General features: G+C 74.1%; 18 protein-coding genes and 1 pseudogene. 10 read left to right on the plus strand and 9 right to left on the minus strand.

Annotated elements, in window-relative coordinates; all coding sequences use genetic code 11:
• The first annotated feature begins 44 nt into the window (after positions 1–44).
• Entirely contained in the window at positions 45–1,328 is a 1,284-nt protein-coding gene (locus tag TU31_RS28110) for an NPCBM/NEW2 domain-containing protein (RefSeq protein ID WP_042159547.1), read from the plus strand.
• Between the two features lie 104 nt (positions 1,329–1,432).
• Here TU31_RS28110 and msrB read toward each other — a convergent pair whose 3' ends face one another.
• From msrB to TU31_RS28130, 4 genes are all read right to left on the minus strand, one after another.
• Entirely contained in the window at positions 1,433–1,840 is a 408-nt protein-coding gene (gene msrB, locus TU31_RS28115) for a peptide-methionine (R)-S-oxide reductase MsrB (protein ID WP_042159550.1), read from the minus strand.
• Between the two features lie 16 nt (positions 1,841–1,856).
• The gene (gene murC, locus TU31_RS28120) at positions 1,857–3,254 is read right to left on the minus strand and encodes a UDP-N-acetylmuramate--L-alanine ligase (RefSeq protein ID WP_042159553.1); all 1,398 of its coding nucleotides are present in this window, start codon (positions 3,252–3,254) and stop codon (positions 1,857–1,859) included.
• Positions 3,255–3,394: 140 nt separating this feature from the next.
• Positions 3,395–4,069, minus strand: a complete 675-nt coding sequence (locus tag TU31_RS28125) for a response regulator (protein WP_275451866.1) — start codon at positions 4,067–4,069, stop codon at positions 3,395–3,397.
• Positions 4,066–5,307 (minus strand): sensor histidine kinase, encoded by a 1,242-nt coding sequence (locus TU31_RS28130; protein ID WP_042159556.1) that lies wholly within the window; start codon positions 5,305–5,307, stop codon positions 4,066–4,068. Before TU31_RS28130 ends, TU31_RS28125 begins: the two co-directional genes overlap by 4 nt.
• Before the next feature lie 184 nt (positions 5,308–5,491).
• Between TU31_RS28130 and TU31_RS28135 the strand changes: the two genes are divergently transcribed.
• Together TU31_RS28135 and TU31_RS28140 are read left to right on the plus strand one after the other, a co-directional pair.
• On the plus strand, positions 5,492–6,595 hold the full coding sequence (locus TU31_RS28135) for an ABC transporter permease (protein WP_042159558.1): 1,104 nt from the start codon (positions 5,492–5,494) through the stop codon (positions 6,593–6,595).
• Positions 6,592–7,278 carry an ABC transporter ATP-binding protein gene (locus TU31_RS28140; RefSeq protein WP_042159560.1) on the plus strand — a complete coding sequence of 229 codons (687 nt, stop codon included), beginning with the start codon at positions 6,592–6,594 and terminating at the stop codon, positions 7,276–7,278. The genes TU31_RS28135 and TU31_RS28140 overlap by 4 nt, the downstream gene beginning before the upstream one ends.
• A 78-nt stretch (positions 7,279–7,356) precedes the next feature.
• Here the strand turns inward: TU31_RS28140 and TU31_RS28145 are convergent, their stop codons facing one another.
• Positions 7,357–7,854: a hypothetical protein gene (locus TU31_RS28145; protein ID WP_042159562.1), complete on the minus strand. Its 498-nt coding sequence runs from the start codon at positions 7,852–7,854 to the stop codon at positions 7,357–7,359.
• 139 nt (positions 7,855–7,993) lie between these two features.
• Positions 7,994–8,818 (minus strand): pyrimidine reductase family protein, encoded by an 825-nt coding sequence (locus tag TU31_RS28150; protein WP_042159564.1) that lies wholly within the window; start codon positions 8,816–8,818, stop codon positions 7,994–7,996.
• Positions 8,819–8,885: 67 nt separating this feature from the next.
• On the opposite strand from TU31_RS28150, the gene zapE reads away from it, so the two are divergent.
• Together zapE and TU31_RS28160 are read left to right on the plus strand one after the other, a co-directional pair.
• Positions 8,886–10,004, plus strand: coding sequence for a cell division protein ZapE (gene zapE, locus TU31_RS28155; RefSeq protein ID WP_181018677.1), 1,119 nt, complete (start codon positions 8,886–8,888; stop codon positions 10,002–10,004).
• Positions 10,005–10,114: 110 nt separating this feature from the next.
• The gene (locus tag TU31_RS28160; protein WP_042159566.1) at positions 10,115–11,482 is read left to right on the plus strand and encodes an alkaline phosphatase PhoX; all 1,368 of its coding nucleotides are present in this window, start codon (positions 10,115–10,117) and stop codon (positions 11,480–11,482) included.
• A 173-nt stretch (positions 11,483–11,655) separates the two neighbouring features.
• On the opposite strand, the gene TU31_RS28165 is transcribed toward TU31_RS28160, so the two are convergent.
• Positions 11,656–12,324 (minus strand): hypothetical protein, encoded by a 669-nt coding sequence (locus TU31_RS28165; protein ID WP_042159568.1) that lies wholly within the window; start codon positions 12,322–12,324, stop codon positions 11,656–11,658.
• A complete protein-coding gene (locus TU31_RS28170; RefSeq protein ID WP_042159571.1) occupies positions 12,321–13,241 on the minus strand; it encodes an ATP-binding cassette domain-containing protein in 921 nt (306 codons plus the stop codon). Before TU31_RS28170 ends, TU31_RS28165 begins: the two co-directional genes overlap by 4 nt.
• Positions 13,242–13,467: 226 nt before the next feature.
• On the opposite strand from TU31_RS28170, the gene TU31_RS28175 reads away from it, so the two are divergent.
• From TU31_RS28175 to TU31_RS28200, 5 genes and pseudogenes are all read left to right on the plus strand, one after another.
• Positions 13,468–14,217 (plus strand): aminoacyl-tRNA hydrolase, encoded by a 750-nt coding sequence (locus tag TU31_RS28175; protein WP_042159572.1) that lies wholly within the window; start codon positions 13,468–13,470, stop codon positions 14,215–14,217.
• Between the two features lie 216 nt (positions 14,218–14,433).
• A pseudogene (locus TU31_RS37330) lies at positions 14,434–15,763 on the plus strand (MbnB/TglH/ChrH family RiPP precursor modification enzyme).
• A gap of 5 nt (positions 15,764–15,768) precedes the next feature.
• A complete protein-coding gene (locus tag TU31_RS28190; protein WP_078886045.1) occupies positions 15,769–16,749 on the plus strand; it encodes a TIGR04222 domain-containing membrane protein in 981 nt (326 codons plus the stop codon).
• A gap of 73 nt (positions 16,750–16,822) precedes the next feature.
• Positions 16,823–17,623: a TIGR04222 domain-containing membrane protein gene (locus tag TU31_RS28195; RefSeq protein ID WP_042159576.1), complete on the plus strand. Its 801-nt coding sequence runs from the start codon at positions 16,823–16,825 to the stop codon at positions 17,621–17,623.
• An 84-nt stretch (positions 17,624–17,707) separates the two neighbouring features.
• Positions 17,708–19,396, plus strand: a complete 1,689-nt coding sequence (locus TU31_RS28200; RefSeq protein WP_042159577.1) for an alpha/beta hydrolase — start codon at positions 17,708–17,710, stop codon at positions 19,394–19,396.
• 84 nt (positions 19,397–19,480) lie between these two features.
• On the opposite strand, the gene hemQ is transcribed toward TU31_RS28200, so the two are convergent.
• Positions 19,481–20,242, minus strand: a complete 762-nt coding sequence (hemQ, locus tag TU31_RS28205; RefSeq protein WP_370682770.1) for a hydrogen peroxide-dependent heme synthase — start codon at positions 20,240–20,242, stop codon at positions 19,481–19,483.
• Between the last annotated feature and the right edge of the window lies 1 nt (position 20,243).

The following is a 20,243-nucleotide window of genomic DNA, read 5'->3' on the forward strand; positions in this document are numbered from 1 at the left end:
TTTTTCATGGCCCGTCAGGACGTTGAAGGGTCATCAGCCCACTCATGCAAGAGCACTGCGACACCACCGGTGGGACCGCGCCCTCCGACACCGAGCTGGTCCGGCGTATCCGTGCGGCGGCCGGGCCCGGCGGCCGACTGTCGGCCGGCCCGTATGGCGCCCCGGTTCCGGACGGCGAGGCCGGGGCGGGCGAGGAGGCCCTCAACGAGTTCCACCGCCGGCACTACGCCGCCGTACTGGCCTACGCCCGCAGTTGCTGCCGGTCCTCCCAGGCGGCGGCCGATCTGACGAAGGAAGCCATCAACGGCGTCCTGCACTCCCCCGGCCCGGAAGCGGCTTCCGATGCGGCCTGGCGGGACAGCCTGCTGGCGGCGGTACGGCACACCGCCGCCGCCTGGCACCAGCATTCCCGGAACACCGAACTCCGCGACGACTTCGCGTCCTGGCTGGCGGCCCAGCCGGGGGAAGGCACCGGCCCCGCGGACGGGGACGGCCGGCCGTCCGGCGCCGGCGGCGTGCCCACGGCCGGTATGAGCTTCTCGGGGACGGTCCCGTCCGCCGCGCCGGACAAGCCCCGGCGGGCGTGGTTCTCACCGGCACGGATCACGGTGCTCGCGGTCGCCGTGGTCGTGCTGGCCGGCGTCGCGATATCCGCCGGCTCGCTGTTCGGCCCGTCGCGGCACGATGCCGAGGCCGACGGGCCCGCACCGTCCGGACACACGTCGGCGCCCGCCCCGGACCGGTCGCCGACCACCTCCCCCAAGGGCTCGGCGAGCGCCTCCCGCTCGGCGTCCGGCTCCCCGGACCCCACCCGCAGCGCGGCATCGAAGCATCCGAAGCCGCGGCACCCGTCGCCCAAGAAGCCGTCATCCTCCGCGCGCCCGGGCCACAAGAACAAGCCGCCGGGCCACACCACGTCACTGACCGCCCGGCAGTGGATCGCCAGCAGCGACAGCTTCGCGCCCGCACGGCTGAACAGCAGCATCGACGGACATCCCCTCACCATCCAGGGAGCTGTCTACGCGCAGGGTCTGGGCGCGCACGCCGACAGCCAGCTCCTCTACGATCTCGGCGGCTCCTGCTCCGCCCTCACCGTGGATGTGGGCCTCGATGACGAGGTGGGCGCGAACGGCTCCGTGGTCTTCCAGATCTACCGGGACACCACCAAGGTCGCCGACAGCGGGCTGATGACCGTCGACCAGCCCGCCAAGCGCCTCACCGCGGATCTCTCCGGCGGCAGCCAGCTGCGGCTCGTGGTCACCGACGGCGGCAACGGGAACAACTCCGACCACGCCGACTGGGGTAACCCCCAGCTCACCTGCCGCTGATCCGGCCGCCGGACGCGGACGGCGGCCGGATCAGGACGGCCCGCCCGTGGAGCGCCGGATCGGCGTCCGGGGGCGGGTCCGCGCCATGCCGTCCGGCGCACCGCTCACCGCTCGTCCGGAACCAGCCGCAGCGAGATCGAGTTGATGCAGTACCGCTGGTCGGTGGGGGTGGGGTACCCCTCGCCCTCGAAGACGTGCCCGAGGTGGGAGCCGCAGCGGGCGCACCGTACTTCGGTCCGCACCATGCCGTGGGAATTGTCGGGGATGAGCTCCACGGCGTCCGAGTCGCGGGCGTCGTAGAAGGACGGCCAGCCGCAGTGGCTCTCGAACTTGGTGTCGGAGCGGAAGAGCTCGGCACCACAGGCCCGGCAGGAGTAGACGCCCTCGGTCTTGGTGTCGGTGTATTCGCCGACGAAGGCGGGCTCGGTGCCGGCCTGGCGGAGCACCTGATACTCCGCTGGGCTCAGCTCGGCGCGCCACTGCTCGTCGGGCTTGTCGATCTCGTACGGCATCCGGGGCCTCCTCAGCTCAGCTGCCCAGGCGGGACAGGATGGCGGGGCCGAGGTCGGTCACATCGCCCGCGCCCATGGTGAGAACAAGGTCACCGGGCTTCGCCATTCCGGCGATGACCTCCGGAACGGCGGCCTGGTCGTGCTCGGGGGTGACATCGGCGCCCGCGGCGCGCGCGGCGTCGATGATCAGGGCGCTGGTGATGCCCGGGATCGGGTCCTCACGCGCCGGGTAGATGTCCAGCACGACGGAGGCGTCGGCGAGGGCGAGCGCCTGGCCCATCTCCGTGCCCAGCTCCTGGGTGCGGGAGAAGAGATGCGGCTGGAAGACGACCAGTACCCGGGCGTCCTCGGCGGCGCCGCGGATCGCTTCCAGGTCGGCGGTCATCTCCGTGGGGTGGTGCGCGTAGGAGTCGATGACCTGGACGCCGGCCGCCTCGCCCTTGAGCTGGAGGCGGCGCTTGACGCCGGTGTACTTGCCGAGCGCGGAGGCGAGGTTGTGCGGCGGGAGGCCCAGGGCGACGCCGGCGGCCAGCGCGGCGACGGCGTTGTGGGCGTAGTGCCGACCGGGGACGGAGACCGTGAAGGTGAGGATCTTGCCGCTGGTCAGGGTGACGGTGACATCGCTGGTCAGGCCGCGGGGGTTGACCTTGAGGATGCGGACATCGGCGTCCTGCGACTCGCCGTAGGTGACGACCTCGATGTCGTAGCGGCCGGAGATCCGCTCGGTCAGCTCGCGGGCACCGGGCTGGTCGGCGGCGATGACCAGGGTGCCGCCGGGGCGGATGCGGCCGACGAAGGTCTCGAAGGACTCGTAGATCTCGTCCATCGAGGCGTAGTTGGCGTGGTGGTCCAGCTCCACGTTGAGGATGATGGCGACCTCGGGGGCGTACTTGTGGAAGCTGCGGTCGCTCTCGTCGGCCTCGGCGACGAAGATCTCGCCGCTGCCGTGCTCGGCGTTGGACCCGGGGGCGTCCAGGTCGCCGCCGATGGCGTAGGACGGCTTGAGGCCGAGGGCGCCGAGGGAGACGGCGAGCATGGAGGTCGTCGTCGTCTTGCCGTGGGTGCCCGCCACGGCGATGGGGCGCAGGCCGTCCATGAGGGAGGCGAGGGCGTCGGAGCGGTGCACGACGGGGATGCCGCGCTCATGGGCGGCGGCCAGCTCGGGGTTGTCGGGGCGGATCGCGGAGGAGACGACGACGCTGGTGGCGTCCTCGGCGAGATGCCCGGCGGCGTGGCCGATGTGGACCGTGGCGCCGAGGGCGCGCAGGGCCTGGGCGGTCGCGGAATCCTTGGCGTCGCTGCCCGCCACCCGGGCGCCGCGCTGCGCAAGGATCTTGGCGATGCCCGACATACCGGCTCCGCCGATGCCGATGAAGTGCGGCCGGTCCATCGAGGCTGGGATGGCGGGTGCCATGGGTGGGTCTCCCTGATGTCGATCGTCGCGAGCGGTGGTGCGGTCGTTCTGTCGTGCTGTCGATGATTCTCGCACCCGGCACCGACAGAGCCGGTCCACGGATCCGGGCCGGGTGCGAGCTCCGGCACCGGGACCGGAGGTCAGCGGCGGATCAGGCCCTGTGCGGTGGCGGCGGCCACCGCGGACGTACGGGAGTCCACGCCCAGCTTGGAGTAAATGTGGACGAGGTGGGACTTGACGGTCGCCTGGCTGAGGAAGAGCTGTTTGCTGATCGCCGCGTTCGACAGGCCGTCGGCGACGAGCTGGAGGACCTCGGTCTCGCGGCGGGAGAGCGCGGAGGCGGGGGTGCGCATCCGGTCCATGAGGCGCAGCGCGACGGTCGGGGCGAGCGCGGACTTCCCGGCGGCGGCGGTGCGTACCGCGGCGGCCAGCTCCTCCGGCGGGGCGTCCTTGAGGAGGTAGCCGGTGGCGCCGGCCTCGATGGCGGCGAGGATGTCGGCGTCGGTGTCGTAGGTGGTCAGGACGAGGACGCGCGGGGCGCCGGGGGCGGCGGCGATCGCGGCGGTGGCCTGGGAGCCGAGCATCCGGCCGCCGAACTGGAGGTCCATGAGGACCACGTCGACGTCGAGCCGTGCGGCGAGGCCGACGGCCTGCTCGGCGGTGGGCACGTCGGCGACGATCTCGAAGTCCTCCTCGGTCTCCAGGACGGCGCGCAGTCCGGCGCGGACCACGGGGTGGTCGTCGGCGAGCAGCAGCCGGATGCGCCGGGGACGTGCGGGAGGGGCCGGGGGCTCCGGAAAGTCCGTCGCGGTCACGAGGCGGCCTCCGGTGCGGCGTCGGGCGCGGGGGCGGGGCAGGGCAGGGTGACGGCGACAGCGGTGCCCTCCCCCGGGGCGGACTCGACGACGAGGGTGCCCTGGAGGGCGCGGGCCCGGGCGCGCATCGCGGCGAGACCGAAGCCGGTGCCGGGGACCGCGGCGGAGCCGGGTGCGGGCACCTCGGCGGGGACGAATCCGGTGCCGTCGTCGACGATGTCCAGCGCGACCTCGGTGTCCATGTAGCTGAGGGTCAGCTCGACGCGCCCCGCGGCGGCGTGCCGGACGGTGTTGGCGAGCGCGGACTGGGCGATGCGCAGCAGCGCGACCTCGTGCGGGGTGGGCAGCGCGGTGGGCGCGCCGGAGACCTGGCAGTGCACGGCGAGACCGGAGGCCCTGGCAGTGGTGGCGCAGACCCGTTCCAGGGCGGCGGGCAGCGACCCGGCCTCCAGGTCGGGCGGGCTGAGCGCGCGCACGAAGCGGCGTGCCTCGGCGAGGTTGTCGACGGCGGCGGTACGGGCCTGCCGGACGTGGCCGAGGGCGGTGCCGGGCCGCTCCGGCAGGGCGCGCTCGGCGGCCCGCAGCAGCAGCTGGATGCTCGACAGGCCCTGCGCGAGGGTGTCGTGGATCTCGCGGGCCAGCCGCTCGCGTTCGGCGAGCACACCGGCGGCGTGTTCGGCGTCGGCCAGTTCGCCGCGGGTCGCGGTGAGCTCCTCGATGAGGCGGCGGCGCTGTTCGCTCTCCCGGTAGAGGGCCTCGTAGCCGAGGACGACGGCGACCGCGACGGCGGCACCCAGGGCCGGGCCGAGCACCGTACCGACGCTCAGGGTGTGGGTGTGCCGGCCGAACCCGGCGATGGCGGCGAGGGTGGTGGCCGCGACCGCGGGCAGGGACCAGCGCGGCGGCAGCAGATGCAGCTGGACGAAGAAGAGCGGGAAGGCCACCCAGACGCCGTCCGGGGTGAAGGCCAGCAGGACCAGCCACACCAGGCCCAGGGCGGCGAGCCAGAGGGCGGCGGCGCCGGTGGAGGTGCGCAGCCGGGGCAGCCTGTGGCCGGTGACGTAGAGCGCGCACAGCGCCACCGCGGCGGCGAGCACGGCGGGGGCGTCGGGGGTGTGGTCGGCCACCGCCCGTACGGCGGCGAGCGCGAGCAGCGCGGCCACCATCAGATGCAGGCAGCTGCGCAGCGCCCGCTGGACGGGGGTGAGGGAGTGCGAGGTCACGGCTTCTTCGGTCACGGCGCCTCCAGGCTAAGTGCCCTGTTCACCGGCCGCATCAACCAAAGGATTGACCCCGGGGCGCACCTTTCGACGCCGGCGGACCCCTCCCCGGCGCGATGCCGCGGAGGGGTCCGGGAGGCGACGGTGGGCAGCAGCCGCCGGGCAGTGGGGTCCGGCGCCCGATCCGAAGAGGGCAGAGCCTGTGTTCGTCGCCTGGAGAGACCTGAGATACGCCAAGGGGCGGTTCGCCCTGATGGGCACCGTGATCGTGCTGATCACGGTGCTGGTGGGCCTGCTGTCGGGCCTGACGGCGGGCCTGGGCCGGGAGAACACCTCGGCGATCACCGGGCTGCCCGCCGACCACCTGGTGTTCTCGGCGCCCGCCGACGGCAGCAAGATCGCGTTCACCGATTCGCGGCTGCCGGAGCGGACCGTGCGGGCCTGGGCGCGGGTGCCGGGCGTACGGCATGCCGAGCCGCTGGGCATCACGACGACCAGGGCCGAGGCGGGCGGCCGGACCGCCGCGGTGTCGGCGTTCGGGGTGCGGCCCGGGTCCCGCCCGGCGCCGGAGCGGGTCGCTGACGGTGCGGTGGTGCTGTCCGAGAAGGCCGCCGCGTCGCTCGGGCTGCGGGCCGGCGGGCGGCTGACGCTGGGCGGGCGGACCTTCGAGGTCGCGGCGGTGTCGGGCGCGGCGATGTACAGCCACACCCCGGTGGTGTGGACGTCGCTGGGCGACTGGCAACGGCTGGCGGGCGGCGCCGGGCCGGCCGCGCGCGACAAGGGCCCCGGCGGCGGCTCCGCCGGGGCGACGGTGCTCGCCCTGGCCACCGCCGGGCCGGCCGGTCTGGCGGCCGCCGACCAGGAGCTCGGCACGAAGACCGTCACCACCGACGACGCCGTGCGGGCCATCGGCTCGTACACCGCCGAGAACGGTTCGCTCCAGCTGATGCGCGGCTTTCTGTTCGCCCTCTCCGCGCTGGTCATCGGCGCGTTCTTCACGGTGTGGACGATCCAGCGCAGCGGTGATGTCGCGGTGCTGAAGGCGCTGGGCGCCTCGACCGGCGCACTGCTGCGGGACGCGCTCGGCCAGGCCGTCGTACTGCTGGTGTCCGGGACCGCGCTGGGGACCGCCCTGGCGGCGGCGGTGGGCGCGGCGGTCGGCGGCACCGTGCCGTTCGTGCTCGATCCGCCGACGGTGCTGGTCCCGGCCCTGATCATGATCGCGCTGGGCGCTGCCGGCGCCGCGCTCGCCATCCGCCGCCTCACCTCCGTCGACCCGCTGACCGCCCTGGGAAGTGCCCGATGAGCCTCGAACTGACCGATGTCACCCTCACCTACCCCGACGGCGAGGCCCGGCTGACCGCGCTGGACCGGGTCTCGCTGACCGTGCCCGCCGGCGGTCTGACGGCGGTGATCGGGCCGTCCGGATCCGGGAAGTCCAGCCTGCTCGCGGTCGCCGCGACGCTGATCCGCCCGGACCACGGACGGGTGGTGATCGACGGCACCGACACCGCCGGACGCGGACGCGCCGAACTGACGGCGCTGCGCCGCACCACCATCGGCACGGTCTTCCAGCAGCCGAACCTGCTGCCGTCGCTGACCGCCGCCGAACAGCTCCAGGTGATGGCCCATCTGGGCGGCCGACCGCCCCGTGGGACGCGCTCCCGGGCGCGGGAACTGCTGGCGGCGGTCGGCCTGGCGGAGCTGGCGGACCGGCGGCCGCATCAGCTGTCGGGCGGTCAGCGGCAGCGGGTCAATATCGCCCGGGCGCTGATGAACGAGCCCGCGGTGCTGCTGGTGGACGAGCCGACCAGCGCCCTGGACCACGAGCGGGGCGCCGAGGTGCTCGCGCTGCTGCGCACCCTCACCAAGGAGCGCGCCACCGCGACGGTGCTGGTCACCCATGACCCCGCGCATCTGGACGCGGCGGACGAGGTCGCCGAGGTACGGGACGGCCGGCTACGCCCGCACCGCGGCGCCCGCCGCTGATCTCCCGCCGCGCGGGCCGGTCCCCGGCGCGCCGGAGCCGGACCTCCGGAAGGTCCGGCTCCGCGCCGACCGCTCTCCTCAGCCGCCCGCGGTGTCCTGAGGCTGGTCGTCCGCCGCGTGCGAGAAGAGCTTGAGCACCGGGACGCCGACCTTGTGGCGGGCGCGGGAGGCCCAGTCGCGGTGGAAGAACTCCTCGACGAAGTGCGGGGTGGTCAGCACGATCACCTCGTCCGCGCCGGTCTCGTCGACGATGGACCGCAGCAGGTCCAGCGGTTTGTCCTCGACCACCTGCCCGACGGCCTCCGAACCGGCGTCGCGCAGCGCCTGGAGCGTGTGCGCCAGGGCCAGCTCGGCGGGGGCCTCGGCCTGGGAGCCGCCCGGTTCCTCGGCCTCCCGTACGGCGTCGTCGAACTCGCCGAGGGCGACGTCGTCGATGGCCCGCAGCAGCACGTCCTGCTTACCCCGCGGCTGCATGAGCACGACGAACGAGATCCGGTCATCGCCGTGCAGGGTGGTCACAAACTCCACGTCGGCGGGCGTCAGAGGCTTCTCGATCATCAATACGCTCGTGAACACGACGGACGCCCTTCTTCTCTTCGGGGCGCCGCATGGCACGGAGCCCGACAGACACCATCCTGCCCCGTCGCCACACGGGACCTGTTGGCTTTTAGTGTGCCCAACGGAAGCTAAGCGGAACAGATTGTTCCGCTGATTGTCAGGACCGACGGTAGCGAGTGAACAGGAACCCGGCCTCTTCCAACACCGATGCCAGGGTGAACCGCTCCGGCACCGCGACGGCCGGACCGTTCATGATCCTCGCCGCGTCACCCAGGGCGACCACCGGCGCCAGCGACAGACACATCTCGTCCAGCGCGTCGGCCGCCGCCAGCTGCCCCAGCAGCCGCGGCCCGCCCTCCGTCAGCAGCCGGTGATGGCCCCGGCCGGCCAGCACCCCGGCCACCCGGGCCGGGTCGACCCCCAGCCCCTCCCCGGCGAACAGCACCTCGGCGCCCGCCGCACGGGCCTCGGCCACCCGGTCCGCCGGCGCCGCCGCACCGGTCAGCACCACGGTGGGCACCAGCGGCTCGGTGAACAGGGGCAGGGTGAAGTCCAGCCCGAGACCGGCGGTCACCACGGCGATGGCGGGGGCCGGGCCCTGGCCGGCGGCGGCCCGGCGGGCGGCGAACGCCTCCCGGGCGCGGCCCGGCCGGTAGCCCTCCTGCCGCACCGTCTCCGCCCCCACCACCACGGCGTCCGCGAGCCCCCGCAGCACCCCGAAGATCCGCATGTCGGCCGCGCCGGACAGCGGCTGCGAGCGGCCGTCGTGATGGGCGGCGCCGTCCAGGGAGGACACCATGTTCGCCCGCAGCCAGCCGGGGCGCCCGGAGCGCGCCGGGTCGTCCGCCGCCGGGTACGCATAGGCCTCGGCCAGCTCGTCCAGCGTCCACTCACGGTCCGTGGGGTCGGGCGCCGCCGCCCCACTGCCGTCGAGGTCAGGGGCCGGTACGGGTGGGGCGGGGAGCGGGAACAGGCGTCGCATGGCGGCAGTGTGACATGCCTCGCTCACCGGACCGGCGGGTACCGCACACGCGATAGGCTGGAGCGCTGTGTCGCCTTCCCAGCCCTCCGCCCCGCAGACCGACCCGACAGCCGGACCGCCGGCCGACGGTGACGACGCGGTGCCCGCCGCCCTCACCGCCCGCGCCCCGCACGTCCCGGCCGACCGCCTGGTCGCCGAGATGGTGCCGCCGCCGCGCTTCCAGGGCGCCCGCTTCGACACCTACATCCCGGACGCCAAGCAGCCCAGCCAGGCCGAGGCCGTACAGGTCCTGAGCGACTTCGCGGACGGTATCGACGCCGGGCGGGCCGGCGCGGGCAAGCGGCGCTGGTTCGCCAGGAAGCCGGCGGCCCCGCAGGGCCCCCGCGGGGTCTACCTGGACGGCGGCTACGGCGTCGGCAAGACCCATCTGCTCGCCTCCCTGTGGCACGCCACCCCCGCCCCGGCCGAGCGCAAGGCCTTCGGCACCTTCGTCGAGCTGACCAACCTCGTCGGCGCGCTCGGCTTCCAGCAGACCGTCCGGACGCTCGGCGACCACAAGCTGCTGTGCATCGACGAGTTCGAGCTCGACGACCCCGGTGACACGGTCCTGGTCTCCACCCTGCTCGGCAAGCTGGTGGACGCCGGGGTGGCGCTGGCCGCCACCTCCAACACCCTCCCCGGCAAGCTCGGCGAGGGCCGGTTCGCGGCCGCCGACTTCCTGCGCGAGATCCAGGGGCTGAGCGCCCACTTCCGCCCGCTGCGCATCGACGGCGAGGACTACCGCCACCGCGGTCTGCCCGAGGCCCCCGCCCCGTACGACGACGAGACCGTCACCCGCACCGCGTACCGCACCCCCGGCGCCTCGCTCGACGACTTCCCCTCCCTGCTGGACCATCTGTCCAAGGTGCACCCCAGCCGCTACGGCGCCATGTGCGACGGCATCGAGGCGGTCTGCCTCACCGATGTCCAGGCGGTGCCCGACCAGTCCACGGCGCTGCGGCTGGTCGTCCTCGCGGACCGGCTCTACGACCGTGAGGTGCCGGTGGTGACCTCCGGCAAGGCCTTCGACGAGCTCTTCAGCGACGAGATGCTGCGGGGCGGCTACCGCAAGAAGTACTACCGGGCGATCTCCCGGCTGACGGCGCTGGCCCGCGACGCGGGCGCCCTGGTGGCCGACGCGCGGTAGGCGGAACAGCGGCAACACCCGGTTGGTGCCCGTCGGCTGGTTCCCGGCGGCCCGGCCGCGTGGTACACACGAGCGGGTCACACCACCTGTCCGCCAACAGGGAGTTGCCCATGTCCGCGACACGACGTCAGATCCTGGCACGCACCGGTGCGCTGGGAGCGGGGATCGCCTTCTCCGGAAGCCTCACGGAGCTCTTCACGGGAACCGCGACCGCTCAGAGCATGGGACAGCGCGGCTACGGCCCGCTGGTGCCGGACCCGGACGGTCTGCTCGATCTCCCCCGGGGCTTCCGCTACCGGGTCCTGTCCCGGGAGGGCGACCCGCTGCGCTCGGGAGAGGGCAAGGTGCCCAGCAACTGTGACGGGATGGCCGCCTTCCCCGGCCACCGTGGCGGCACCCACCTGGTCCGCAACCACGAGAACCGTACGAACTCCCGCCAGGCCGTCCCCCGGGTCCGCGATCTGACCTACGACCCCGGTGGCGAGGGCGGCTGTACGGCCCTCGCACTCGACGGCGACAACAAGGTGCTCTCGGAGCGGGTCGCCATCGCCGGCACCTCCACCAACTGCGCGGGTGGTCCCACCCCCTGGAACACCTGGCTGACCTGCGAGGAGACCGAGTTCCGGGCCGGTGAGGAGAACTACACCAAGGACCACGGCTTCATCTTCGAGGTCGATCCCTACGACCCGCGGCGCACCGGAGCCGTCCCGCTGACCGCGATGGGCCGTTTCCAGCACGAGGCGATCGCCGTGGACCCCGGCACCGGCATCGTCTACGAGACCGAGGACGCCTTCGAGAAGCCGTTCGGCCTCTTCTACCGCTTTCTGCCCGAGAAGCCGATGGGCGGCCGCGGTTCGCTCCGGGCCGGCGGCCGCCTCCAGGCGCTGCGCGTCCCCGGTGTGCCCGACCTCTCCACCATCCAGCGGCCCGGCACCACCTTCGACCACGTCACCTGGGTCGATGTGCCCGACCCGCTGGCCCGTGAGACCCCGATCCGCTTCCAGGACTTCGGCCCCCAGGGCATCACCCACGCCCAGAAACTGGAGGGCTGCTACTGGGGCGGCTCCTGCGTCTACTTCATCTCCAGCTTCGCCCACCGGGAGGCCGGTTCGGCGGCGGACCACTACGGCCAGGTGTGGAAGTACGACCCGAAGAAGCGGCGGCTGACCCAGGTCGTCGTCTTCGGCCCGGACAGCGACCTCCAACTGCCCGGCGAATCCCCCGACAACATCTGCCTCGCGCCCAGCGGCGGCCTGATGGTCTGCGAGGACGGCGAGGGCGCCCAGCACGTCTTCGGCCTCACCCGGCGCGGCGAGGTCTATGCGATGGCCCGCGGCCGGCAGAACATCGGCACCCCGCAGAAACCGGAGTGGGGCGAGTTCGCCGGCGTGACGTTCTCGCCCGACCACCGCACGATGTACGTCAACTGCTATACGCCGGGAACGACGTTCGCGGTGACGGGGCCTTGGCATCACTGAGGCGGGGGCGGGTCCCTGGCGCCACTGATGCTGCGCCGGGGGCCCGGTGCCACTGACGCTGCGGCGGGGACCACTCCCCCCCACCCCCGAACCCACCCCCGCCCCCTCCCCCGAAGGGGGAGGAGGGGGAGGGGGCGGGGGAGAGCCGGCGCCCCTTCCCGGAGGCTTCCCCTTCAGCCCCGCCGTGAGCTGAGGGCGCACGCGGCCGCCGTGGCGGCGGCCGCGAGGAGCCCGGTGGCGGCGAGCGGCAGCCAAGGGGTGCTGATCGTCCCGTGGACGGAGCCGGTGACCAGGCCCGATACGGCGGCGTTGGCGGGCGAAGCGCCCAGGACCAACAGCAGCAGGGCGGCGAGCAGACCCGTCGGGATGCTCCAGCCGGTGCTGCGCAGCACCGGCCAGTTGCTCAGCGCGCCGATGGCGATGCCCATGAGCAGACACACCAGCGCGGCGAGCAGCCCGGCGAACGCCGCGGGCGGGACCGGAACGGCCACCTGAAGGTCGGTGGAGCGCGGGTCCGACAGCAGCACGACCACGGCCGTGCCGAGCAGCGCCAGCAGCAGCCCGGTGCCGGCCGCGGTCAGTACAGCGGCGAGGTGTACCCGGCCGGGCCCGGCGGCGGCCGCGGCGCAATTGCGGGCGGCCGGCGGCTCGTTGGTGACACAGACCCGGGTCAGCCATACGGCGGCCGGCAGCAGCCCGCCGGCGGCGTAGCCGAACGCGTCGAGGATCGGCCCGCCGCTCTGGACGCCGATGGCCAGCCAGGCCGCGTAGAGGATGACCGGCGGCAGCCAGCGGTGCGAGCCGATGAGCAGTGCCGTCTGATAACGGAGGAGAGCGATCACGGGAGGGGGGCCTCATCGGGTGCGGGGGAATCGTCGGCGGCGGCGGGGGCGGCCTCGTGCGGCAGCGGGACGGCGGTGACCGAGCGGATGTGCCACGGCGGACGGGCGGTGAGCAGGGCGCGCAGCAGGGCGTCGGAGTGGGCGGCCGGCACCGTCAGCCGGATCGTCCCGTCCGGTCCGGGCGCGATCTCCGGCCCGCCGGGCAGCGGCGGCGCTCCGGTGGGCGGCAGACTCCGCGCTGCGCCCTCGGCCTCGATGCGCACACGGGGACCGGCCGCGGCCTTCGCACCCGCCGTCGGACCGCTCTCCTCGTGGGTCAGCAGCCGTCCGTCGGCGACCCGGTAGCGGGCGTCGGCGGCGCCCGCCAGCCGTTGCGGGTCGTGGTCGACGAACACGACGGTGCCGCCGTCCGCGACCCGTTCGGCGACCGCCCGGTCGAGCACCTCGCGCGCGCCGCCGTCCAGACCGGTCCAGGCCTCGTCGAGGACCAGGAGGTCGGGCTCGGCGAGCAGCGCCTGGGCGACCGCGACCTTCTGGCTCGTCCCCTTGGACAGCTCTGCCAGCGGGGTCCGGGCATGCCCGGCCGCCCCGAAGCGTTCCAGCCACTCGGTGGCGCGGCGGGTCGCTTCGGGTCCGGGCAGCCCGTGGATGCGGCCGAGGTGGGTGAGGTAGCCGACGGCGGTGAAGGGGAGGGCGACCGGGAAGCGTTCGGGCACATAGGCGGTGCGCGGGCGGCCGGTGATCCGGCCGGTGCTGGGCCGGTCGATCCCGGCGAGCAGCCGCAGCAGGGTGGATTTCCCGCTGCCGTTGGTCCCCTCGACGCGCAGCAGCGCACGGGCGGGCACTTCGAGGTCCACCTCCCGCAGCACCCAGGGGCCGCGCACCCCGTACCGCCGCCCCACCCCGTCCAGCCTCATACGTCCCGGCACCTCCGTTGTCTCCTGGCGGCCCCGCCGCACCAAGTCCCCGACGGTAGCCAAGGCGGCCGCCCGGTGCCTGCCCGGGGGCGCGTTCAGCGCCGGACGGTACGTGCCTCAACCTCGCGCCGGGCGGACGGAGTTGGCCCCGGCCGTGGCCCGGCGTGGGCCGGGGAGCCGGATACGGGCCGGGGGCGCTGTCGGCGGCGGCTGGCAGACTGGGCAGGTGACCAGCACCGAGACCGCCGGGCCGTCCGGCAACAGCGCCGACAGCCCCTTCGAGCACGCAGAGACCGACCGGGACGCGGCGCCGCAGTTCGTGCTGCCGCTCGTCGTCCGGATCGAGCGGGAGGCCCCGCCGGCGCGTACGGACGCGCTGGAGACGGCCGCGCGGGCGGTGCTGGTGCTGCTGGCGGACGAGCGGTCGGCCGGGGACGGCGAGTGGGCCGCGGCGGTGCGGGACTGGCAGGACGCCCGGATCCGGAAGGTGGTGCGGCGGGCGCGCCGCGCCGAGTGGCGGCGGGCGGCGGCGCTGCCGGGCATCACGGTCACCGGCCACGGGGCCGAGGTGCGGGTCTTCCCGCCGGTGCCGCTGGACGGCTGGCCGAAGGACCTGGCGCGCCTCCAGGTCTCGGGCACGGAGCTGGACGATCCGCAGCCGCCCGGGGCGCCCGCCGACGGCCCGGTGCTGTGGTTCAACCCCGAGCTGGAGATGTCGGCGGGCAAGGAGATGGCGCAGGCCGGGCACGGCGCGCAGTTGGCGTGGTGGGAGCTGTCCGAGGAGGAGCGGGCGGCCTGGCGGGCGGCCGGGTTCCCGCTGTCGGTGCGGTCCGCCAGGCGCGTGGAGTGGGACGCGCTCACCCGCAGCGGTCTGCCCGTGGTGCGGGACGCCGGATTCACCGAGATCGCGCCGGGTTCCTGCACGGTCGTGGCCGACCACCCCGCGCTGCGGAGGGCCCTGTCGGCCGAGGGCTGAGCCGGCAGGACGGGGCTCGCGCCCGGCCCGATCAGGCCACCGTCGGCGCCGCCCGCGCCGGTCACCGTCGTAGGGCAGAGGTGGGCCCGCAGCGGCGCCGCGCAGCACCGCCACGGCGCCGGTGAAGCTCAAATCAACCTCTGAACTCGGCCGGTGCAGGGTTCGGCCGGGCCTCACGCGGCATGAGTACGACACCACGGAGCGAGAGGGGGAGCCATGGAGCGCCTGGGTACGGGAATCGGCTGGCGGCCGGAAATCGCCGCGGAGATCGCGGAGCTGCCCGGGGTGGACTGGGTCGAGGTGGTCGCGGAGAACATCTGCCCGGGCCATCTGCCGTACGCCCTGGAGGAGTTGCGCGAGCGCGGCACGACCGTGATCCCGCACGGGGTCTCGCTCGGCCTCGGGGGTGCCGACCGTCCGGACCCCGGCCGGCTGACCGCCCTGGCCGAGCGCGCCGAGGCGCTCGGCGCACCGCTGGTCACCGAGCACATCGCCTTCGTGCGGGCGGGCGGCCCGCTCACCGCGTCGCCCCGTATGGAGGCCGGGCATCTGCTGCCGGTACCGAGGACCCGGGACGCGCTGGACGTGCTGTGCGAGAACGTACGGATCGCCCAGGACGCCCTGCCGGTGCCGCTGGCGCTGGAGAACATCGCCGCGCTCATCAACTGGCCGGGCGAGGAGCTGACCGAGGGGCAGTTCCTGGCCGAGCTCGTGGAACGGACCGGGGTGCGGCTGCTGATCGATGTCGCCAACCTCCACACGAACCACATCAACCGGGGCGAGGACCCCCAGGCAGCCCTCGACGAACTGCCGCTGGACGCCCTCGCCTACGTCCATGTCGCGGGCGGGGTGGAGCGCGACGGGGTGTGGCACGACAGCCACGCCCACCCGGTGACCAGGCCCGTGCTGGACGTGCTCGCCGCGCTGTGCGACCGGACCACCCCGCCCGGGGTGCTGCTGGAGCGGGACGACGTCTTCCCCGAAGGCGGGGAACTGGCCGGCGAACTCGATGCGATACGCACCGTGCTGAAGGAGGCCCGCCATGACCGGGCGGCTTGAGGCGGTGCCGGACATCGCGTCGGTAACGGACGCCACTGACGAGGCGGCCACCGCCCCCGACCCCGGCACCCACGCCGCCCGCCAGCGGCTGGCGCTGGCGCAGACCGCGCTGCTGTCCGCGCTGGTCGCCGGGATGCCCGCCCCCGAGGGCTTCGACCGCACCCGGCTGCGGGTGCAGAGCCGGGCGCTGGCCGCCAAGCGGGCCGATGTGGTCGCCAAGGTCGCGCCCGAGCTGCCGGAGATCCTCGGCGCCGGCTACCGGGCCGCCTTCGCGGACCATGCCCGGAACCGTCCGATGAGCGGCGGCTACCGCCAGGACGCCCTGGACTTCGCGGCGCATCTGCTGGCCCAGGGGCGGCCCGAAGATGCCGCCGCGCGGCGGGAGTTGACGCGCTGGTGGCGGGAGCGTGCGGGTCCGAAGCCGCCGTCCGCACGGCCCGCGGCCCGGCTGGCGCGCGCTCTGCGGCTCTTCCGGCGACGGGGGTGACCGCGATGTCCTACCCCCAGGCGGTGTACGCGGGGATCGCCGCCTCGTCGCTGCTGCTGATCCTCGGCACCGTATCCGTGCGGCTGCGCACCCCGTCCGTCCGGCGGACCGACGCCCTGGCCCACGACGTGTGGGAGATGGCGTTCCTGGCCGGTGGCCCCGGGCGGGTGGTGGACGCCGCACTCGCCGGGATGCACGAGGACGGCCGGCTGGCCGTGGGCGGCCCCGGAGTGGTGACCGTGCGCCAGGCGCTCGCGCGGGACGCCGTCGAGGCGGCCGTGCTGGACGCGATCGCCCGGACGCCCGGCGGGGCGCTCGCCGCGCTGCGGGGCACGGCGATGCGCAGCCCGGCGGTGCAGGCCGTCGGCGACGGGCTGGCGGCCCGCGGGCTGCTGCGCCGGCCGCAGCTCGGCCGGGGCTGGCGCCGGTGGGCGGGTGCCCAGACGGCGGTGTGCGGGGTGCTCTTCTTCGTGGGTCTGCTGCTCTCGGTCGCCGGGTCCGGCGGGGACGACGGGTTCGGGGTGCCGCCGGTCGTCACGACCGCGCCCGCGGTGATCGGTGGGCTGGTCGTGGCGTCGCTGTGCCGGAGGGCGTTCACCCGTCGGATCACCAAGGCGGGGTCGTTCGCCCTGCACACCGCGAAGGTGGCGCACGCACCCGCGGGAGTCGGCGGGGTCGGGCAGCCCGCCGGGCTGGTGGTGGCGCTCGGCGGTACGGCGCTGATCGCGGACGAGCTGCTGCGGCAGCAGTTCGAGGAGGCACAGCGGGCCGCGGCGGGCAGTGGCTCCGCCTCGTCCGGCAGCTCCGCGTCCGACACCTCCGGGGGCGGCTCGGGGAGCGACGGTGGCTCCTGGTGCGGGTCCTCCGACGGCGGGTCCGGGTGCGGCAGCGGCGGCTCGTCGTGCGGCGGCGGTGCGAGCTGTGGGGGCGGCTCGTCATGCGGGGGCGGGTCGAGCTGTGGCGGCGGAGGCTGCGGGGGCGGCTGAACCCGGCGGGCAACTGCCCGCATGCTGAGAAACTTGTGGCGGCCGTTGCGTCACATCGCATAAAAACTCCGGCATGTGGCTGCTCTTCTTCCTCGTCGCCTGTTCGGCGGCGGTGCTGTCCTGTGCGCTGCTCTGCCGTGCGGCGGTCGCCGCGGCCCGCGCCACCCCCGGGCCGGCCCCGCGGCCGGCTCCCGAGACCGTCCCGGATGCGGCCGCCGCGCGCCGCGGCCCCGGCCTGACCCTGTACGAAATGGCGTACCTGTCGGGCGGCCCGCACCGGCTCGCCGACGTGGTGCTGGTGCTGATGGCCCAGCAGCGGCGGCTGCTGCTCGCCGACACCGGCTGGGCCACCGTCGTCGACCCGGTCGGCAAGGACGCCGTCGAGCGCGCCGCCCTCACCGCCATCGGCCCCGAAGGGCAGTGCCGCATACCGGCGATACGGGATGCCCTGGTCGGCGACGACGCGGTGCGGCAGGTGGCCGACCGGCTGGTGACCGACGGGCTGGCGGTGCCCGCCGCGGTCCGTCCGGGCGTCGGCAGCGCCGTCCGCCTGGTGCAGGGCGCCGCTCTGCTGGTGCTGCTGTCCGCCGCGGCGTCCTACTGGATGGCACCGGCCGGCGCGGACACCGGGCTGCTGCCGGCCTGGTTCTCGCTGCCGCTGATCCTCACCCTCGGGACCTGGGCCGTGGCCCGCTTCGAGCTCCACCCGTACAGCGACTGGGCCACCACCGCCGGCGAGCGGCAACTGCCCGGCGTGAGCCACTCCCCCGCCGCCCCTGCCACGCCTGCCTCCCTGGTCACTTTGGCCCTTCGCGGCCCCGCCGCCCTCACCGATCCCGCCTTGCGCGCCGCGCTCCACTCTTCCGGGGCATAGCCTCCGACACCGGTGCCAGGTGCTTTACAACGACAATCGCCGCCCCAACTATCCCTTTTGTATGCACACACGAAGGGACGGCCAGTGAGAGCACTTGCGTTGTACGGCACCATCGGGTCGCTGCTGGTGACCGCCCTCGCCACTGCCCCGGCAGGCGGCGCCACGGGGGCCGCCGCCGCGCCACCCGCACCCGTTCCGCACCGCATCGAATTCGGCCGCTGCGCCGCGGTGGAGCATCTGCCGTCGACCGTCGAGTGCGGCAGACTCACCGTTCCTCTCGACTACGCGCGCCCCGACGGCAAGAAGATCCACCTCACCGTCAGCCGGATCCGCGCCACGGCGCGCGGCGAGCGGCAGGGCGCCCTGGTCTTCAACCCCGGCGGCCCCGGCGCCTCCAGCATGGAGTTCCCGCTCTACGGGGGGCTCCCCAAGTGGCGCAAGGTGGCCCGTGCCTATGACTTCGTGGGCTACGCGCCACGGGGTGTGGGCCGCTCGGCGCCGCTGTCGTGCCAGAACCCCAAGGAGTTCGCCAAGGCGCCCACCGACAGCCGGATGCACCCCGATGCCGCCTTCAAGCGGCAGAAGCGGGCGGAGGCCAGGGAGTACGCCCGCGGCTGTGTCCGCCGGGCCGGCGCGGACCTGCCGTACTACAACTCCGTCAACAACGCCCGCGACCTGGACATGCTGCGGGCCGCGCTCGGCGAGAAGAAGCTGACGTTCATGGGCGCCTCGTACGGGACGTACTTCGGTGCGGTCTACGCGACGCTCTTCCCCGGCCACGTACGACGGATGATCTTCGACAGTGTGGTCAATCCCGCGCCCCGGAAGATCTGGTACCAGAACAACCTCGACCAGGACGTCGCCTTCGAGCGCCGCTGGGGCGACTGGCTGGGCTGGGTCGCCCGGCACCATGCGCACTACCACCTCGGTACGACCAAGAAGGCGGTGCAGCAGGCCTACAACAAGGCCGCGGGCAAGCTGCGCCGCACACCGCTCAACGGGAAGATCGGCGCCGGCCAGCTCCAGTCGGCGTTCCTGAAGACCGGCTACAACGACGCCTTCTGGCCGATGCGCGCCGAGGCGCTCGCGGGGTACCTGCACGGCAACCCCAAGCCGCTGATCGCCCAGGCCCTGCCCCGGGACACCGGCGCCGCCGCCGACGAGAACAGCAACGCCGTCTACACGGCCGTGGAGTGCAATGACGCGCCCTGGCCGCACGACTGGCGGACCTGGAACCGGGACAACACGGAGATCGCCCGGATCGCCCCGTTCGAGACCTGGGACAACGCCTGGATGAATCTGCCGTGCGCCTACTGGCCCGACCGGCCGGCGTCGGCCGCCGCCGAGCTCGACGACGCGGTGCGCCGCGCGGACCATCCCGCCGCCGGGCGTGACCTGGCCGATGTCGCCGGGCATGTGGCCCGGATCCGGATCGATGACGTACTCCATGGGCGGCGGGGTCCGCTCGATGTCCATACGGAGCCCGGTGCGCTGCCGCCGGTGCTGCTGCTGGCGGCCGAGCGGGACGCGGCGACGCCGTACCGGGGGGCGCTGGAGCTCCAGCGCCGGCTGCCCGGCTCCTCGCTGGTCACCGAGAACGGCGCGGGCACGCACGGCGTCGCGTTCAACGACAACGCCTGTGTGACCAAGTACGCCGAGGCGTATCTGCTGCACGGGAAGATCCCGGCGCACAAGGTCTACTGCGCACCGCGCGCGGAACCGCTGCCGGGCCAGCAGGCGACCCGGGCCCAGCACGCCCTGCCCGGGAAGTAGCCGACCCCCCTTGCGCCGCGGGCCGTCCCTGAGGGGGCGGCCCGCGGTGTGGTGTCCGGGGCCCGCCCGGACGCGCGCGTCCGGTTACGCCAGACCCGCGACCAGCTCGGCGACCGGCTTGCGCCGCCCCGTGTAGAACGGGATCTCCTCGCGGACGTGCATCCGCGCCTCGGAGCCGCGCAGATGGCGCATGAGGTCGACGATGCGGTAGAGCTCATCGGCCTCGAAGGCCAGCACCCACTCGTAGTCGCCGAGCGAGAAGGACGGCACGGTGTTGGCGCGCACGTCCGGGAAGCCTCGGGCCATCTTGCCGTGGTCGGCCAGCATCCGGCGGCGGTCCTCGTCGGGGAGGAGGTACCACTCGTAGGAGCGCACGAAGGGGTAGACGCTCACATAGGCGCGCGGCTGCTCGTCGGCCAGGAAGGCCGGGATGTGCGACTTGTTGAACTCGGCGGGGCGGTGCAGCGCCATGTTCGACCACACCGGCTCCAGCGCACGGCCCAGACGGGTCCGGCGGAAGAGGTTGTACGCCTCCTGGAGGGCGTCCGAGCTCTCCGAGTGCCACCAGATCATCAGGTCCGCGTCGGCCCGCAGACCGGACACGTCGTAGGTGCCGCGGACCACCACGTCCTTGGCCGCGAGCTGGGCGAACAGCTCCTCGACCTCGTCGGCGTAGCCGCTGCGGTCCTCCGGGAGGACATCGCGCAGCTTGAACACGGACCAGAGGGTGTAGCGGATGACCTCGTTGAGGTCCTTGGCCTTCTTGCCGGCGTGCGGCACCTTCTCGGGCGCCGCGGGGGTCTGCGGCGCGGAAGCGGGAGTGGAAGCGTCTGTCATGTGGTCCATT

Origin of the sequence: Streptomyces lydicamycinicus, from assembly GCF_000829715.2 — a bacterium.
GTDB classification, from domain to species: domain Bacteria; phylum Actinomycetota; class Actinomycetes; order Streptomycetales; family Streptomycetaceae; genus Streptomyces; species Streptomyces lydicamycinicus.

What these genes read in the sequence shown, in the direction of transcription:
- TU31_RS28110 (WP_042159547.1), top strand. Translation starts at nt 45, where the DNA reads ATGCAAGAGCACTGCGACACCACCGGTGGGACCGCGCCCTCCGACACC.
- msrB (WP_042159550.1), bottom strand. Translation starts at nt 1,840, where the DNA reads ATGCCGTACGAGATCGACAAGCCCGACGAGCAGTGGCGCGCCGAGCTG.
- murC (WP_042159553.1), bottom strand. Translation starts at nt 3,254, where the DNA reads ATGGCACCCGCCATCCCAGCCTCGATGGACCGGCCGCACTTCATCGGC.
- TU31_RS28140 (WP_042159560.1), top strand. Translation starts at nt 6,592, where the DNA reads ATGAGCCTCGAACTGACCGATGTCACCCTCACCTACCCCGACGGCGAG.
- TU31_RS28150 (WP_042159564.1), bottom strand. Translation starts at nt 8,818, where the DNA reads ATGCGACGCCTGTTCCCGCTCCCCGCCCCACCCGTACCGGCCCCTGAC.
- TU31_RS28160 (WP_042159566.1), top strand. Translation starts at nt 10,115, where the DNA reads ATGTCCGCGACACGACGTCAGATCCTGGCACGCACCGGTGCGCTGGGA.
- TU31_RS28170 (WP_042159571.1), bottom strand. Translation starts at nt 13,241, where the DNA reads ATGAGGCTGGACGGGGTGGGGCGGCGGTACGGGGTGCGCGGCCCCTGG.
- TU31_RS28190 (WP_078886045.1), top strand. Translation starts at nt 15,769, where the DNA reads ATGTCCTACCCCCAGGCGGTGTACGCGGGGATCGCCGCCTCGTCGCTG.
- TU31_RS28195 (WP_042159576.1), top strand. Translation starts at nt 16,823, where the DNA reads ATGTGGCTGCTCTTCTTCCTCGTCGCCTGTTCGGCGGCGGTGCTGTCC.
- hemQ (WP_370682770.1), bottom strand. Translation starts at nt 20,242, where the DNA reads ATGGACCACATGACAGACGCTTCCACTCCCGCTTCCGCGCCGCAGACC.